Source organism: Synechococcales cyanobacterium T60_A2020_003 (genome assembly GCA_015272205.1).
Classification (GTDB): domain Bacteria; phylum Cyanobacteriota; class Cyanobacteriia; order RECH01; family RECH01; genus JACYMB01.
This window is the reverse complement of sequence record JACYMB010000168.1, coordinates 16,897-32,454: the sequence shown is the minus strand read 5'-3', so window position 1 is coordinate 32,454 and position 15,558 is coordinate 16,897. Positions and strand designations below refer to the sequence as shown.

Genomic DNA, 15,558 nt, shown 5'->3' with positions numbered 1-15,558 from the left:
AAACTGCTTATTGAATCAATATTCCCAACGACTGGTCAAGAGTAAACGCCTGCCACGATGATTTACTAAAGATTTATAAATTCCGTTGAGACATCAAAATCCATAGTACCTGGCATGGGGATGGGGAGTAGAAAAACAAAAGTATTTCTGGGTTGCACAAGAAATTCCATAGTCGCTAAACCATAAAAAACGGTGGTGTAGGGCACACCACCGCATCGGATCAACGCTTCAGGCTCAATTAGATCGACAGCTTCGTAAAATCAGAACGACTTAAATCGTTTGAGTCTACCCCTTTCAGCTCAGCGAGTACTTTACCATCGGCGCTAATCAGGGCAAACTTGCCATCGTTTTCTAGGGTCAGACTGCCAAAGGAGAGACCATTCAGAAGTCCGAGGGTATCTTTGCCGTCCTGGAAGTCTCGGATGAGGTCAACGCCATCACCATCGCCAATGCCAAAAATATCCCTGCCATCGCTGCCCTTGGCTACGTCATCCCCCTTTCCGCCAATCAGGATGTCATTGCCCTCATCGCCGACGAGTTTGTCATCTCCAGCGACGCCAAGCAGGGTGTCATCTCCGCCCTTGCCCTTAATGCGATCGCCCTTCGGGGTTCCTTCGATTTGATCATCGCCGTTGGTAGCGAAGGCTTGGGGCTTGTAGTTAATCTCGAAAACACTGGTGGTACCGCTGACTTCATTGGCGGTCACGAGCAGGGGAACGCCGCTAGGACTGTCTTGAGCTGCGATGAATGTGAGCCCTTCTGGGCCTAGGTCGCCGATGGCTGCGAGCTGTTCTGCAGTTGGATCCGGATTTCCCTCGCTATCCTCATTGAAGACAACGCTGAAGTCACGGGGATTCACGTCGTCCACAAACGTTGCGGCTTTTGGGTTAGTAATGTCATATACCATCACGCCACCGATTCGTTCCAGACCGATAAAGGCGAAGGTGCGTCCGTTAATGGAACCCAGCACGACGCCTTCGGGTTCGGGGCCTTTGTCATCGCTGCGGCTATCAAAGGACTGGTTGGCGTCATTGTTGGAGTTGAAATCATTCGGCAATAGTTTTGCGAGACGCTTTTCAAAATCGTCGCCACTGTCAAACACAAGGTTGCCCTTCGCGTTCCAAATCGAAAACGATCGCCCACCGAAGGAGTAAAGTTCGTCGAAGTCTCCATCTCCATCGGTATCGCCAAGCGTATTGGTGATCAAAAGACGACCGAGATTGGCTTCAGCCTGCAATTCTGCGGCCTTGGGAAACGCCGTTGGGTCAAGAATAACGTCGGCAATGCGTTCTTCTTCGCTGAATCCGTCATAGTCACGGGTATCGCCTTCGTTGGCGGTGACGAGGTAGGTTTTCCCGCCTGATTTGTAGGAGGCGATCGCATCTGGTTGGTACATGCCGAATACAGGCCAGTTCTGAAGATTGATTCTGCCATCTTTATTGCTGGCATCCAGTTTGTTACCGGGAGCCGAGTAATCCTTATAGCCCAAGGGGACGATCTTGGTAACCGTTCCAGCGTCGATATCCACGACAGCGAGAGCATTGGCTTCTTGGAGTGTGACCCATGCGGTAGCGGAATCTGGTGAAACGGCAATGTATTCTGGTTCTAAATCCTGGGCAACGGTTGCATTAGGGCCAAAAATGCGTACGCCTGCACTCAGAAGACTCTCACGTTGGTCGTTGAATGCCCTGAAGTCTGCGGTGGTAACGGTTGCCTGCTTGATTCCGTTACTGAGATCAATAATGCTGACGGAGCCTTCTGGATCAACGGTGTAGTCACTGCTGGGTTCGCCTTCGTTAGCGACCAGTACCTTACTGCCATCCGGTGTGAAGGTCAGCATGTCAGGCAGTGCGCCTACGGTGACTGTTTTCAGGACTTTTGGTGTCTCTTTGCGAACGTCGTAGAAGACAACACTGCCATCGGCTTGGGTATCACTATTTTCAATGGCGATCGCCAAAATGCCGTCTTTCACCGCCACGCTGTTTGCGGAGCCGCCTCCGAAACTAGACGCATCAATGGTGAACACCAGCTTGGGCTTATTGGGTTTGCTGAGGTCTAAAACATCAACGGTCTGACTGTCCGCATTGACAGCAAAGAGGCGCTTCGAGTTTGGATCATAGGTGGAAATCTGTGCGGCTCCCTCATCGAACACGCCTGTAGAATATCGTCCAATGAACTTCAGGTTAAGGCTTGCCATATCTGCTTTATTGCACCGAAAACAACAGTAAAGGTTGGACACCGCTCTTGCCGGGGCTGCCTGTTCCAAAGGCGGAGTCGGAAACCGTGGGTTCACGATGCCAGCTTTGATTGCTGCGTGCTGACGATGCAGCGTAGCCTCTAACTGAGTGTATTCAAGGACAATAAACGTAGGGCTAGCCAACGGGGAGAGCGGAGTCTATGGGCGATCGCCAGTAGCCGCAGAAATACGGAGTTGAGAGGCGATCGCCAACGCATAGACACTATGTCATACGGAGGTGAAGCTCAGGTAAAGCGAATATTAAGCCTTGGGCGTCATCCGTTTGGCCATCAAAATATCGGGGCGTCCCCAGCCGTTGGCATCGGGCAACACGCCCACGACGCTGAACCCCATTTTTCGATAGAACGCACAGGGATGCTCACGATGGGCGGTAAGGTGCATCAAGCGTTCCAAGACGTTGGGATACACATCGGTTCCGAAGAGGGATGTGCAATCATGATCGTCATCGGTGCCTAGCCAGAGGGTGACGCCTCCGCGCAATGCCACCTGTTGTTCTAAATCTTGGACGAGCGATCGCCCAATCCCTTGCCCTCGATACCTCTCCTTGACGACCAGCGGATGAAGTTCCCAGAGATAGGGATTAATTTGAATCGCGCCAATCCAGCCGATCACCTGTCCGGCTGCATCCAGCGCAACACGACTAAGGCGAGCGTCGGCTAGCGACTCATGAACTTCTTTTAGCGCTGACTCTAGGGTTTTCCATCCGCTCGGCCAGTCCTGAAACCCATCGAGCAGTAGTACAGCGGCTTGCTGAATACGGTCAGACTGATCGGATTGCAAGTCTTGAATCTTCATTCCCCACGATTAGGAGAGGATGGACACGATGCATTTTCTAAACCGGACTAACGGCTTGCTTGGGTGCAACGGTTGCAGGAGTTGGGATCTTTTGAGGAACTAAGGTAATCACTGTCAATTCAGGCGGGCAAAGCAACCGTCCGGGCGGGAATGTGCCTAATCCACGGTTCACGTAAAGCTGGTTTTTTCCAACGGTGTGGAGTCCTTGTGCCCACTCCCAGTGCTTCACCACCTTATGGCAATCCTCCCGCATGTAGGGAATCCAAGGACGCAATGACTTAGGAACATGACGACGCACCTGTTGATACCAACTGGGGACAGGCCCTAGACCCGGTAAAACGATTTGGCCGCCGTGGGTGTGCCCGGACAGTTGCAAATCCACGCGCCACTGCATCAGGGGGACGGCACTATCGGGATTATGGGAGAGAACGATCCGTGGTGTTGCGGGATCTAGCTGATCGAGGGTGGCGCTGGGATTGAATTCCCGTGACCAATAATCGGCTAGTCCCACTAGGGGTAGATCGTTTTCGAAGGGATAGGCGATCGCATTCCATAAAACCGAAATCCCACCTGCTTCAAACGCTTCGGTGATTTGAGCTTTGGCGAAACTGGGCACAATATCGTGATTTCCCAGAATGGCATAAACGCCCGCCTTGCTCCGTAGTTGTTGAAGTCGTTCGACAAGGGCATTAATTGGCGTCGGATCATCCGTGACGTGATCTCCGGTGAGAACAACGATATCCGGATCAATATCATTGCTATGGGCGATCGCCTCTTCTAGCAACGAATCCGATAAGCGCAAACCGTCGTAATGGAGGTCAGAAAGCTGGACAATGGTAACGCCTTGCAACTGCTCAGGCAAATCGGCAATCTCAATCGTTAACCGTTCAACACTCAACGCACCAGAGAGAAGCTTATGCATCGTTCGGAGGTCGTATTCCTTGCGCGGCATCCTCAGCTTATCAAAGCTGAACTCCAAGACGGGGTAAAATTTGGGTTAAGCCTTGAAGGTTGACAAGGGTTCTAGCAATATCTACGCGAAATTTCTTCTATCTTCGGAGAAAATTGTTCAGATTTTGTAAGGAGCATTCACCTGGATGAATTCAATGTTAGGTATGTAGGGGCGGATTTTATGGTGAAATCATAAGATTTGGCAAGAATTATCGGCTAAATCCGCCCGTATCTATGGGGAATAGATGTATACCGCCAGGGGCGGGTTTTGCAACGAAACCCTGATAGTAAGCAAAAGCGATCGGCTAAACCCGCCCGTACCTATTGGAGAAACAGAGGTATACGCTAGAAGCGGGTTTTGCAACGAAACCCTGATCTTTAAGGAAGATCTATCGGCTCAATCCGTCTCTACTTCACGCCTGCGTCAATTTTTTCTAAAATCTCGGCGGCCTCTTTAAGCAGTGACTCGTGATAATGCCCATTGCTGGCAATCAGGCATCCCCACTGATTCACATCTCCCCGGTTGTACTGCAACGGTGAACCATCTAGGTAGGTGAATTTCCCGCCTGCTTCCGTCAGAATCAGCTCAGGAGCCGCCATATCCCAATCCTTAGGAGCCGACTTCCCCGATAGGGAAATGTAGATATCCGCCCGCTGATCCACCAACGCCGCAACCTTGCCACCCACACTACCCACCGCAAGCTGTTTCGGGCAGGGCAACTGCTTAAGCAAATTGTTAAACCGCTCGTCTCGGTGGGTGCGGCTGACCACGACCACGAGATCTTCAGGATTTGAGCGATCGGAAACAGTTAATTGCTTTACAGTGCCGTCTGGAGTTTCTACAAACGCACCGTTGCCCAGGGACGCAAAGTAGAGTTTTTCCAGTTCGGGACAAACAACCACGGTTAGAACCGGACGACCGAGATGGGTCAGCGCAATATGCAGTGCGTACTCTCCAGTCTTATCAATAAAGTCACGAGTTCCGTCTAGGGGATCAATGATCCACAGCCACGGATCGGGAAACGGTTCTTGCTTTCCTTTGGCTTTGTAAGTTTCTTCGCTGAGATAGCCAAAGCTGTCGTGACCTAAGGCGTCTGTGAGGTGATCCAGAATGTAATGGTTGGCCGCTAAGTCCGCAGCGGTAATCGGGCCATCTTTCTTTTCGTGAACATCCAGTTCTGCACCATCGGGCGCTTCTCCACGGTAGAAGGCGCGCAAAATGTCGGCAGCCCCCCAGCCAATCGATCGGGTAATTGCCAATACATCTTCAACCGACCGTCCGGCCACTGTCTCTAATACCTGCACGCGCATCCCTCCTACTGGGTGATCGTTAGTTAACGTTTTGTGAGATTTCGTAACCCTCAGCCATTATATGCAACGCAAGATTGTAGAAAATGTCAAGTTTTACCGAGGACTTCCAGCCCTACTGTATGCTGAACGAATTAAATTTTAGATGCTTCAAGGAGGATGGTTATGGCAAAACGAAGACAACCTAAATCGGCAGGTTCGACGGCTCAAAACCGTGTGGCAACCCAGTCGTCATCGACGGCTAAACGGGGTTCAGCGTCGGTATCGTCGTCTCCGACTTCAACGCCCGAAAGCGCTCCAGAAAAACGAGAAACACCCCCAGCAGAAGCAGCGATCGCCCCCCCTCAAGCATCGGTGGCAGCGCCTGCTCCATCTGCTTCACCCGATTTCCAGGCATTGATCCACGAACGCGATCGGCAAATTGCCGTTCAACAGGAGGAGAATAAAGCGCTACAGGCTCAACTTGAGGACTTGAAGCACCAGATCGCAGCTCTACAGGCAGATCTGAAGACGGCTCAAGATGCGAAAACGACCTCGGATCAGCAGTGCCAGACTTTGGAGCAAGAGGCGATCGCCCACAAAACCCAAATTCAAGCGCTGGAAGCTCAAGTGGAGGAGTATGCAGTGCTGAAGAAAGCCCACACCAAACTCCAAAAAGAAGCTGCGAAACTAGAAACGTCAGTGGCGACCCTAACGATGAAATTGGATACTCAAGCTGAGGAGAACGGAAAGGCGATCGCCCAACTCCAAGCCCAGCTCCAGCAAAAAGACACAGAGTACACCGAAGCGCTGAATCATCTTCACCAAAAAATTGCTAATTTGACGGACATGCAGGATTCCTGGCAATCGGAAAAATCAGCACTGCAACAGCAATTACACGATGCTCAGCATGAATTATCGATGCAGCGTTTAAATACCCAAACCCTCCAAACTGCCCATGATCGCCTTCAACAAGAGGTTGTAGCCTTGCAGGAACAGCTCAGTCAATCGCAAACCCTGGCGCATTTGGGAGAACTACAAGTGAATCGTTGGCGGCGCACCTTTGCCCGTTAATGCTGGGTATGCCGAAAAGCCGACAGTCGCTTATGATCCGAAAGCTGAGTGGGAAATGTTAGGCCGTGGCATTAGTGATTGCGGGCGATCGCAGTGGATCGGGTAAAACAACGGTAACGTTGGCGTTGTTGGCGGCATTGGCTCAGCGGCGATCGCCCTCCTCGCAGAGAGTTCAATCCTTTAAAGTGGGGCCGGATTACATTGATCCGATGTTTCATCAGCGCATCACCGGACTTCCCTGCCGTAATCTCGATCCGGTCTTGACCTCCGAGGATTACGTCCGCACTTGCTTTGCCCATCATGCGAGTACGGCTGCCTATGCGATCGTCGAAGGGGTGATGGGTTTATTTGATGGAGCCGGGGCAAGTGAAACGGCAAGCACAGCCCACATTGCGCGATTGCTGAATCTTCCGGTTGCGCTGGTTTTGGACTGTAGCCGTCTGTCCCGATCGGTTGCTGCCATTATCCACGGCTATCGATCCTTTGATCCCCGCCTAACGATCGCCGGGGTAGTGCTGAATCGAGTCGGGAGCGATCGCCATCTCGCCTTACTCAAAGAAGCGATCGCTCCTTTAAATATCCCAATCTTGGGAGTATTGCGCCGCCAGGATGAGATTCAGATTCGCGATCGCCATTTAGGGTTAGTTCCGGTGGGAGAATTGCCGGAATCGCAGCAAATTTTTTCGCGGTTGGCGACCTTGGGCGCAACCTGTTTCGACTGGACAGTGCTGGAACCGCTGCTGAGGTGTTCCGAGGTGTCTTCGATTCCATCCTTGTTTGGATCGGTGGAACCGGTGTCTGGTCGGCCTAGGGTGGCGATCGCCCAGGATGATGCTTTTAACTTCTACTATGCGGACAACCTGGACTTGCTCAACGCGCTAGGAGCGGATCTTGTTCCCTGGAGTCCCCTGCGCGATTCAACCTTCCCGGACGAGATCCACGGACTCTACTTTGGTGGGGGCTTCCCAGAAATCTTCGCGGCGGAACTCTCAAACAATAAAAACGCTCTCCAGGCTGTCCGATCGGCAATTCAGAGAGGTATCCCCACCTATGCGGAGTGTGGAGGGTTGATGTATCTCTGCCAACGTATCCAAGATTTTGACCGCAATACTTGGTCAATGGCAGGCGTGTTGTCAACGTCGGTAGTGATGGGCGATCGCCTAACCCTGGGATATCGAGAGGCAACAGCTCAACGGGAGACTTGCCTGGTGATTCCCCAAGAGACTGTCCGGGGACACGAATTTCATCGATCGCGCCTCACTGATGTTCCATCAGAACCGCTGTATCATCTCAACGGCTACACCCAGGATCATGTCGATGTGCCCGAAGGATGGGGCGATCGCTCCCTTCATGCCTCCTATGTGCATCTGCATTGGGGAGCTAGACCGGAGTTGGCGGTTCGATTTTTGAGGCGATGTATGGCAATTCCGATAAAAAAAAAGAGACTAAAAAGCCTCTCATCAACGCTACAGAACAGCTATCCCATAAAAACCTGTATCACTACAGGGTTATGTATGCTTTTTGATTAAAAACTTGTCTTTAATAAGACCTAGCGTCTCGTCGTTACGCCAGACCTGTGTTTGTTCCGGGCTTGCCAGTGGCTAGCTCAACCTTCACAATCCTGCCGCCCATCTTCATGATGCGCTGCTGCTCACGGAACCAATTGTCATAGGGAACCAGCTTCGTAAAGTAGGTATTCTGCAACTCACGCTGAGTACGAATCCGAGTCTGGCTAGGGACGCAAGCCGTAACCTTAAACATTCGCATGGATCTCGCTCTCCTTCAATGTGTCAACTAAAGCAAATTTGTATCGAATTACGGACTATGTTCCGTAGATCTAGACCCGTAGGACTGGGAATTCGGGGATTGCTTAAAGACCAATAGCATTGAAGCCATTTGCCCCCTAAAACGTCTCCAAAATTTCCCAGCCCTAGAGGTGATTGAGTTACTAGCGATGAATCCTAACTAAAACCGTAGAATCCAAAACTATTCAACTCGTGAATCTGCCCTAGCTCAAGCCAGAGGAGATGTAGTCGAAGTAAACGCCCATTTCTTTACCAGCGTCAGCGCCTACCAGGCTAGCGGTTACTTCCTTCATCGCTTGGATTGCTTGAACGGTAGAACCGATGGGTACACCCAAGGAGTTGTAGGTTTCCTTCAAACCGTTGAGAACGCGCTCATCCAGGATGGACGGATCGCCAGCTAGCATTGCATAGGTTGCATAGCGGAGGTAGTAGTCGAGGTCGCGGATGCAAGCAGCATAGCGACGGGTGGTGTACATGTTTCCACCGGGACGGGTAACGTCGGAGTATAGCAGGGACTTAGCAACTGCTTCCTTAACGATAGCTGCTGCATTAGCGCTGATAGCGGTTGCCGCACGAACGCGCAATGCACCCGTGGAGAAGTAGCTCTTCAGCTTATCCATCGCAGCGCCGTCAAGGTACTTACCCTGAACGTCGGAAGAGTTGATAACAGAAGTAATTGCGTCTTGCATGATCTCGTTTCCTTAAAAAATGAGGTCGTCAATTTTGAGTAGTAACCGTCCAAGAAGCAAGGCTAAAACCTAGCTCATTGCACCGATGACGTAGTCGAAATAAGCACCTGCTTCAGCAGCGTCATCAGCAGACATCAAAGAGGTTGCAACGCTCTTCATTGCGCGAACGCTCTCAGCAACTGCGTCGATGGGAGTTCCCAGGGACTTGTACATTTCGCGAACGCCAACGATACCGATTTCCTCAATAGGGGTAACGTCACCAGCAACTACACCGTAGGTGATCAGACGGAGGTAGTAGTCCATGTCGCGCAGACAAGTTGCAGTCATTTCTTCGCCGTATGCGTTTCCACCAGGAGAAACAACATCAGGACGCTTTTGGAACAGTGCATCACCTGCTTGCTTGATGATGCGCTCACGGGACTCGGTCAGAACCTGAGCAATCCGCAGACGGCTTTCGCCAGAGGTAACAAACGCTTTGATTCGATCGAGTTCACCGGGGCTGAGATAACGAGCCTCAGCATCGGCATTAACGATTGCCTTGGTGACAATGCTCATGGATGGATTCCTCCAGAAAAAAGATGTAACCAAATATGCAAAAACAGGCGATCGCGATGGAACACCTGAGCCATCAACCCCATGTAAGACGGTGGTGTAGCTTGGCTAAATTTTATTGAAGAACTGTTTCTGATTTGAGCCTGTCTGCCTCTATCACCAGATCGATGTCAGCACAGATACAAGCACCTAATCTCAGCTACCTTCCGGAAATATTTTGCGGCATTTAGTTCACCCACTTCGCCTGGTTGCAATATTTCGTAATAATCCCCTCATCTTTTGCAAAGATGTACGAAATCCGCGATTTGTCAAGCTTTTAGTTCTCACAAAAAGCGATCGCCCCTTCAATTCATCATTGAATCAGGACGATCACATTACTGCTAATTGACGCGCTTGTAACGCCATGTAATCGAGTTTCTCACGTACTGACTGACACCGTGAAAATCGATTTCAGTCTGTACAGCAAGCCAAACCCTAAGGCACTGTCCACAGGGGAAACATTGCCGACATGGGTGACAGCGATCGCACATTTATGCAACCAGAAAACGATATGGCAAGGGGTTTATACCTAACTGGATAAGCAAGCATGCGGCACCGCTGGGGATACCGCATGTTGGAATCATAGGTTAGAACCGCTTGTACGGAACCGTATCCAGACCAAAATAGGTGGCGTACTCTGTTCCATTCACGATCGAGTTAGCCGCCGCCGCAACACTCTGCTGAGTGATGGTTTGGCTCAGTGCTGTCAACTCATCAGCACTCATCGGAGCGCGGCCAAGGAGATGACGTAGCAGGAATTCTGCCACTTTCTCCGTAGGATAGGCTGCATAGAAGCGGCGACGATAAACCTCAGAGCTAATCAACTCTTCCACAAAGCTTCGGACAGACAAAGTGCCAACCCGGAACTGGTTATCTAGATCAAACACTCGCAGTTCAGACGGAATCTCCTCGGAGTACACATCCATGACCTGACGATAAACGGCTTGAATGAGAGCCTCAACGTCAGCACCGGACATATTGGCTGTTCTGCGGTGAATCCGGGTAGGTTGGGACACTACGGGTGCGATCGCATCATTTCCAGGGGTACGACCGAGATCGACGTAGAGGGGGTTACCGTTCGTCAGCGAGACGGTTGCGGGAACACCCATGCGGGGAACCACAGGAGTGAAGCTTGGAACAACCAAGTCGCTGTTTTGCTTCGTGAGTTGACCGTAGAGGCGCTCAGTATTGGGGAAATTCGCCGCAGGCAAGGTGGGGAAGCGGTTGTAGGGAACCACATCTTCACCAAAGGTTTGTAGGTACTCCATGCTGTTCACCATCGCACCGATGAAGCCGCGAAGACCCTCGGCTGCCAGGATTTGGTTGTACTTACGAATCTCTGCCTGATCCTTCGGTGCGCGACCCAGGAAGTGCTTGGTTCCCAGTTCAATCACCTTGGTGTTCGGGTACGGTGTGTAGAACTCGCGGATATAGAGCTTCGAGCAGCCTAGCCCTTCGATGAATTCTTTAACCGTGATTTCGCCGTTGCCTAACTTGCTCTCCAGAACCGAGAACTCGTTCTCAATGATGTACGGATCAATGTTGCGTTCAAAGATTTGGCGATAGGCTGCACCAATCACCCCATTCACCTGAGTTTTATCAACGGTACTGGTGAGCTTGAAGATCTTGCGCTGTTCGCGACGCTTGCTAACCCCTTGAGCTAAACGGAAATCAACATCAGGCTGAGAGCGATCGCCACCAGCCGGAGTTCCCAGTTCGATAAACTTCGGCGTGGGTTCTTCCGGCTTCACGAGGGCACCCGTAAAGCCAATGCTGCCAGCCCGGAGCGATCGCAGGGCTAAACCAGCCGGAGTGACATAGCGCTCGTAGGGAACCACATCCTCGCCAAACGCTTCACTGTACTCTGGGCTATCAATAATGGCATCAACGAGTGCATAGAAGCCCTGCTTCGCACAGATGTCAAAGTAGCGGTTGGTTTCCTGACGACCGTAGGTGGGACGTCCTAACAGGCGACGGTGAATATATTCAACCGCCTTCATGATGTAGAGAGACGACCAGTACATCTTGCGGAAGGTTTCCGACTTCGCGAGTTGACGGATAAATCCACGAATGGTGATTTCACCGTTTTCTAGCTTAATTTCCGCAACCTTGAGCCGTTGCCCTTCGTATAGGTCACGACCAAAGACCTGCAAATACGCCGCCCGAATCACCGCTTGGGTCGAGCTTTCGGTGTACTTGATGCTGAGGTTCTTCTTGGTTGGAATTTGCTCCAGCTTGAAGACCTTGGGACCGAGAGAACCCGGATTAACGCCACGTGCACCTGGATTGCTGAGCTGGTTATTAATGCCAGGGCCACGGTTGATCAAGATCCGGCGGGTGTCCTTACCAAAGAAGGCAGGGCTGGAATTCGGGTTGCGGGTTTCTTTTGGGAAAATCGCGCCAAACTGGATTTCCAGGGGATCGTTGCCAGCACCGTAGGGGTGTTGATCGGGTAGCGGCTGGTTGTAGGCTGCAAAGGTCGTGATGAATTGAGGAACTTTGCGGAAGGGTGCGCTGTACTTAAACAGGTCTTGCTGAGGTCCCCAGTTCCGGCACTCCTGAGCTTCCTGACCCAGACCGCGCAGATACGGAACGGTTTCTTCACCAAAGTAATCTGCGTATTCCTGGGAGTCTACAAGGGCATCCACGAGCGCGGGTAGACCACCAGAGGACACGATCGAGAAGTACTTCTGGACTTCCTCGCGGCTGCTAGGACCACGACCAAGAATGTGACGAAATGCCAGCTCAAGCGCACGGCTGTTAATGTAAGGCTCGTAGAAGTTCTTCCGGTACAGCGGCGATTTGGCAAGCCGACGGATGAACTCCTTCATCGAGATTTCGTTGTTTTTTACCTTCGACTCAAGGTCGGAGATGGCGAGTGAATAGGCTCTAGTGATGTCTCGCTCGAAGACTTGACGATAGGCTGCTTTTACTACGTCGTTCTTTTCAGAGGCAGACAGCCCAGGCTTCATCACGAACTTAGGCCGACGCTCTGCTGCATTGAAATAGATTTGAGGAAGCTGTAGACCCTGCTGATCAGCACTGGGACGCTGACGCAACTTATCAGAGGGCGTTGGAGCCTTGAACTCGGTGAGTAGAACGTCAAAATACTGAGCCACAATCGCGGCGGCATCAGCATCTTGGCGGAAATAGCCCAGTGCCGCTATCCGCATTTCTTGCAGCGCAACAATGGTTGCCTCTCCAGAGCAGGCGTTTTCAATGATTTCTCGCAGTCCACGGACGTTGACCGCGATGATGTTGGGGTCACCAGCAACGATCGCGTAGGTCACATAGCGCAAGAACCAGCTCAGGTCACGCAGGGATTTCTGCATGTTGCGGGGGCCATAGCGGCTGACGTTAATGGGGCGAAAACCAGGGGGGATGGGGCCACCGCCCGTTACTGTAAAGAGCGATCGCAAGCCATCAAAGATGCCACCACCGCTACTCTTGCTTTCTACGTAGGTTGTTGTTCCTAGCTTCATGGCTTCTGTGGTGTTCATTTCAACACCACCCACCGTCATGAGCACAGGCTCGTCATCTTTAGGCTTTTCTAGAAACGCGATGGGCGATCCCCCAACAAAAATTCGGTTCGCAGCCCGCGAAACAATCAATTCGGAATTTCTTGTAAGAATTTCTGAAATTTCTAGGCGCTTCAGCCCTGAACCGAAGAAACTCGAAAGTTCCGACAATTCGCCGAGACCGAGGAATCGGTCTTGCTGTTCAGCCTGAGAAATAGTTGAAACGGGTAGGGTCTGGTATAGCAGCGGACGTGCAACAGAGCTTCCACCACTTGCCTTTACACTCATTGGATTTCAAAAGCTCCCTATCAATCTTGATTGCATAAAACATGCCCAGAGTGCTACCTGGTGAACACTTTTGACTGCTCTCTTAATCTAAGACGTGCCGAAACACATGAACAGCTTCATGAAAAAGCTCCACCAAAGACCACCTAGGGTCAATCAGCTCAATTTTTAGATTAGAACGTTTCGGGTAAGTCACACAGAATTGTTAAAAAGTGTGTCTAACCTCAGATGCTTGGTCTCCTAGGCGATCATAGGGGATAACGGTGATCTACCTGAGAAAAAGTATAAGTTTTGTTACCTGTTCATCATGGTTCAAGGTGTAGAGGTGGAGTCATGGCGTAATCCTGTGGAGGGTTTAGCTGAGCCGTGGCATGTTGGAGGTTTGAGTCGGGAAGACTGCGTTTAGCGATCGCCTTTTCGATAAACTCAGAAATGCTGAGCAAAAATCTTCGCTATGTTAGATGCCCAATCGGTCAGTCGCGCCGTTGAAAAGCTGTATGATACCTATCCCTTTCCGCCTGAACCGCTTCTAGATGAGCCGCCCCCTGGGTATAACTGGCGATGGAATTGGCAGGCGGCCTATAGCTTTTGCACCGGACAGAAACCATCCAGAGATGATATTCGGATTCTAGATGCGGGGTGTGGAACGGGTGTCGGAACCGAGTACCTGGTTCATCTGAATCCCAAGGCGCAGGTAACGGGGATTGATCTCAGTTCTGGGGCGCTAGCGGTGGCGAAGGAACGCTGTCAGCGATCGGGTGCCGATCGGGTGGAATTTCACCATCTCAGCCTGTATGACGCGGAGAATTTGCCAGGGGAGTTTGACCTGATCAACTGCGTGGGCGTGCTTCATCACTTGCCGGATCCAATTCGAGGGATTCGATCCCTGGCTGGGAAGCTGGCACCAGGCGGAATCATGCACATCTTCGTCTATGGGGAGCTAGGTCGCTGGGAAATTAAGCTGATGCAGGAGGCGATCGCCCTGCTCCAGGGTGAGAAACGAGGAGACTATACCGATGGCGTGGCCATTGGACGAAAACTGTTTGCGACCTTGCCGGATACGAATCGCCTCGTACGACGCGAACAGGAACGCTGGTCGCTGGAAAATCAGCGGGATGAGTGCTTTGCAGATATGTACGTTCATCCCCAGGAAATTGATTACTCAATTGATTCGCTGTTTGAGTTGATTGATGCGTCCGGCCTGGAGTTTTTGGGGTTCTCGAATCCGCGCACCTGGTCGCTGGACGCCCTGATTGGAGAATCACCGGAATTGATGGAGCGGGTGGCGCACCTGAGCGATCGCCAGCGGTATCGACTGCTGGAGTTGCTGAACCCGGATGCGATCACCCATTACGAATTCTTTTTAGGACGGTTTCCCTTACCCAGAACCGATTGGTCATCCGATGCAGCACTACTGGCTGCGATGCCATCGTTGCACCCGTGTATTGAGGGCTATCCAAGCCCCTGTCTGTTTAATTGTGATTATCAAGTCATCAACCTGACGGAACCAGAGGTAGTCTTTCTGAAGGCGTGCGATGCGAATCAAGACCGTCAGCAAACTGTCAAAACGCTCATGGCAGAAACGGCAATGGATCTGGAAGGCGTGCGATCGCTCCTGAATAACCAACTCATCATGCTCACGCCAGGTTGATGGGGCAACGGTGGTTTCCCGCAGCAAGGGATTTAATGAGGCGATTTGCCGTTGTGCGGCTGTAAGCTCTTGGAACTGAGGGGAACCATATCACCAGTGACGGTGAGGGCAAGCAACATCGGTTCGTGGGGCGAGATGCGATCGCCCGTTAAAGCACAGGTTTCTTCTCGTTCAGCCGTAGCAGCTACACTAGCCCGAATATCGGCTATAGAGAGAGCGGGATACGTATCTCCTGCTTTGCGCTGGACATAGTCCCAGAGAATATCGCGAATCAGGGCTTGGTAGCCTTGCTTATCGGCCAACTCCTTCAACCGTTCCTTGAGTTCTCGCTCTAAACGAATCGAGGTGACTTCCATATCGGTGGTTGCGGTTGTTCGATTAATTGTCGGCATAATCATCCTCCAGCAAAGGGTCTAACTTGCAAATAACGTCACTCGTCCCCAGGGTTCGAGTGGGGGGACTGATCCATGAATCTGGACAATCCTTGTAATACAAGTGTAGTATCTAAACATCAAGATGCAAGATGTTGAAGATAAACCCTAGGCGTTTGAATACTTGAGGCTAAGGGTACATCCTTGGGCGAGACTGATTTGAAAAAAATGTTGAACGATTGAGGCTCGATTGCGGAAAGGGGGCGATCGCCAGTGGATCACTC

General features: G+C 51.4%; 13 protein-coding genes. 3 read left to right on the top strand and 10 right to left on the bottom strand.

The genetic code is table 11. The features are described 5' to 3' along the window. Nucleotides 1-238 precede the first annotated feature (238 nt). From IGR76_08935 to IGR76_08920, 4 genes are all read right to left on the bottom strand, one after another. Nucleotides 239-2,197: a choice-of-anchor I family protein gene (locus tag IGR76_08935; GenBank protein MBF2078632.1), complete on the bottom strand. Its 1,959-nt coding sequence runs from the start codon at nt 2,195-2,197 to the stop codon at nt 239-241. 300 nt (nt 2,198-2,497) lie between these two features. After that, nucleotides 2,498-3,052: a GNAT family N-acetyltransferase gene (locus IGR76_08930; GenBank protein ID MBF2078631.1), complete on the bottom strand. Its 555-nt coding sequence runs from the start codon at nt 3,050-3,052 to the stop codon at nt 2,498-2,500. A 37-nt stretch (nt 3,053-3,089) separates the two neighbouring features. Then, nucleotides 3,090-3,974 carry a metallophosphoesterase gene (locus IGR76_08925; GenBank protein MBF2078630.1) on the bottom strand — a complete coding sequence of 295 codons (885 nt, stop codon included), beginning with the start codon at nt 3,972-3,974 and terminating at the stop codon, nt 3,090-3,092. A 437-nt stretch (nt 3,975-4,411) separates the two neighbouring features. Continuing rightward, nucleotides 4,412-5,314 (bottom strand): 3'(2'),5'-bisphosphate nucleotidase CysQ, encoded by a 903-nt coding sequence (locus IGR76_08920; GenBank protein MBF2078629.1) that lies wholly within the window; start codon nt 5,312-5,314, stop codon nt 4,412-4,414. Between the two features lie 162 nt (nt 5,315-5,476). On the opposite strand from IGR76_08920, the gene IGR76_08915 reads away from it, so the two are divergent. Further along, on the top strand, nt 5,477-6,364 hold the full coding sequence (locus tag IGR76_08915; GenBank protein ID MBF2078628.1) for a hypothetical protein: 888 nt from the start codon (nt 5,477-5,479) through the stop codon (nt 6,362-6,364). 65 nt (nt 6,365-6,429) lie between these two features. Beyond that, nucleotides 6,430-7,893 carry a cobyrinate a,c-diamide synthase gene (locus IGR76_08910; GenBank protein ID MBF2078627.1) on the top strand — a complete coding sequence of 488 codons (1,464 nt, stop codon included), beginning with the start codon at nt 6,430-6,432 and terminating at the stop codon, nt 7,891-7,893. A 34-nt stretch (nt 7,894-7,927) separates the two neighbouring features. On the opposite strand, the gene IGR76_08905 is transcribed toward IGR76_08910, so the two are convergent. The 5 genes from IGR76_08905 to IGR76_08885 form a co-directional block, all read right to left on the bottom strand. Further along, entirely contained in the window at nt 7,928-8,131 is a 204-nt protein-coding gene (locus IGR76_08905; protein MBF2078626.1) for a phycobilisome linker polypeptide, read from the bottom strand. A gap of 241 nt (nt 8,132-8,372) precedes the next feature. Next, nucleotides 8,373-8,858, bottom strand: coding sequence for an allophycocyanin subunit beta (apcB, locus tag IGR76_08900; GenBank protein ID MBF2078625.1), 486 nt, complete (start codon nt 8,856-8,858; stop codon nt 8,373-8,375). 69 nt (nt 8,859-8,927) lie between these two features. Continuing rightward, complete coding sequence (gene apcA / locus IGR76_08895) at nt 8,928-9,413, bottom strand: allophycocyanin subunit alpha (GenBank protein ID MBF2078624.1); 486 nt, start codon at nt 9,411-9,413, stop codon at nt 8,928-8,930. A 623-nt stretch (nt 9,414-10,036) separates the two neighbouring features. Continuing rightward, nucleotides 10,037-13,255: a phycobilisome rod-core linker polypeptide gene (locus tag IGR76_08890; GenBank protein MBF2078623.1), complete on the bottom strand. Its 3,219-nt coding sequence runs from the start codon at nt 13,253-13,255 to the stop codon at nt 10,037-10,039. Between the two features lie 302 nt (nt 13,256-13,557). Further along, entirely contained in the window at nt 13,558-13,695 is a 138-nt protein-coding gene (locus IGR76_08885) for a hypothetical protein (protein ID MBF2078622.1), read from the bottom strand. 11 nt (nt 13,696-13,706) lie between these two features. Here IGR76_08885 and IGR76_08880 point away from each other — a divergent pair, with 11 nt between their 5' ends. Continuing rightward, nucleotides 13,707-14,903, top strand: coding sequence for a class I SAM-dependent methyltransferase (locus tag IGR76_08880; protein MBF2078621.1), 1,197 nt, complete (start codon nt 13,707-13,709; stop codon nt 14,901-14,903). 32 nt (nt 14,904-14,935) lie between these two features. Here IGR76_08880 and IGR76_08875 read toward each other — a convergent pair whose 3' ends face one another. Beyond that, nucleotides 14,936-15,295: a hypothetical protein gene (locus IGR76_08875; GenBank protein ID MBF2078620.1), complete on the bottom strand. Its 360-nt coding sequence runs from the start codon at nt 15,293-15,295 to the stop codon at nt 14,936-14,938. Between the last annotated feature and the right edge of the window lie 263 nt (nt 15,296-15,558).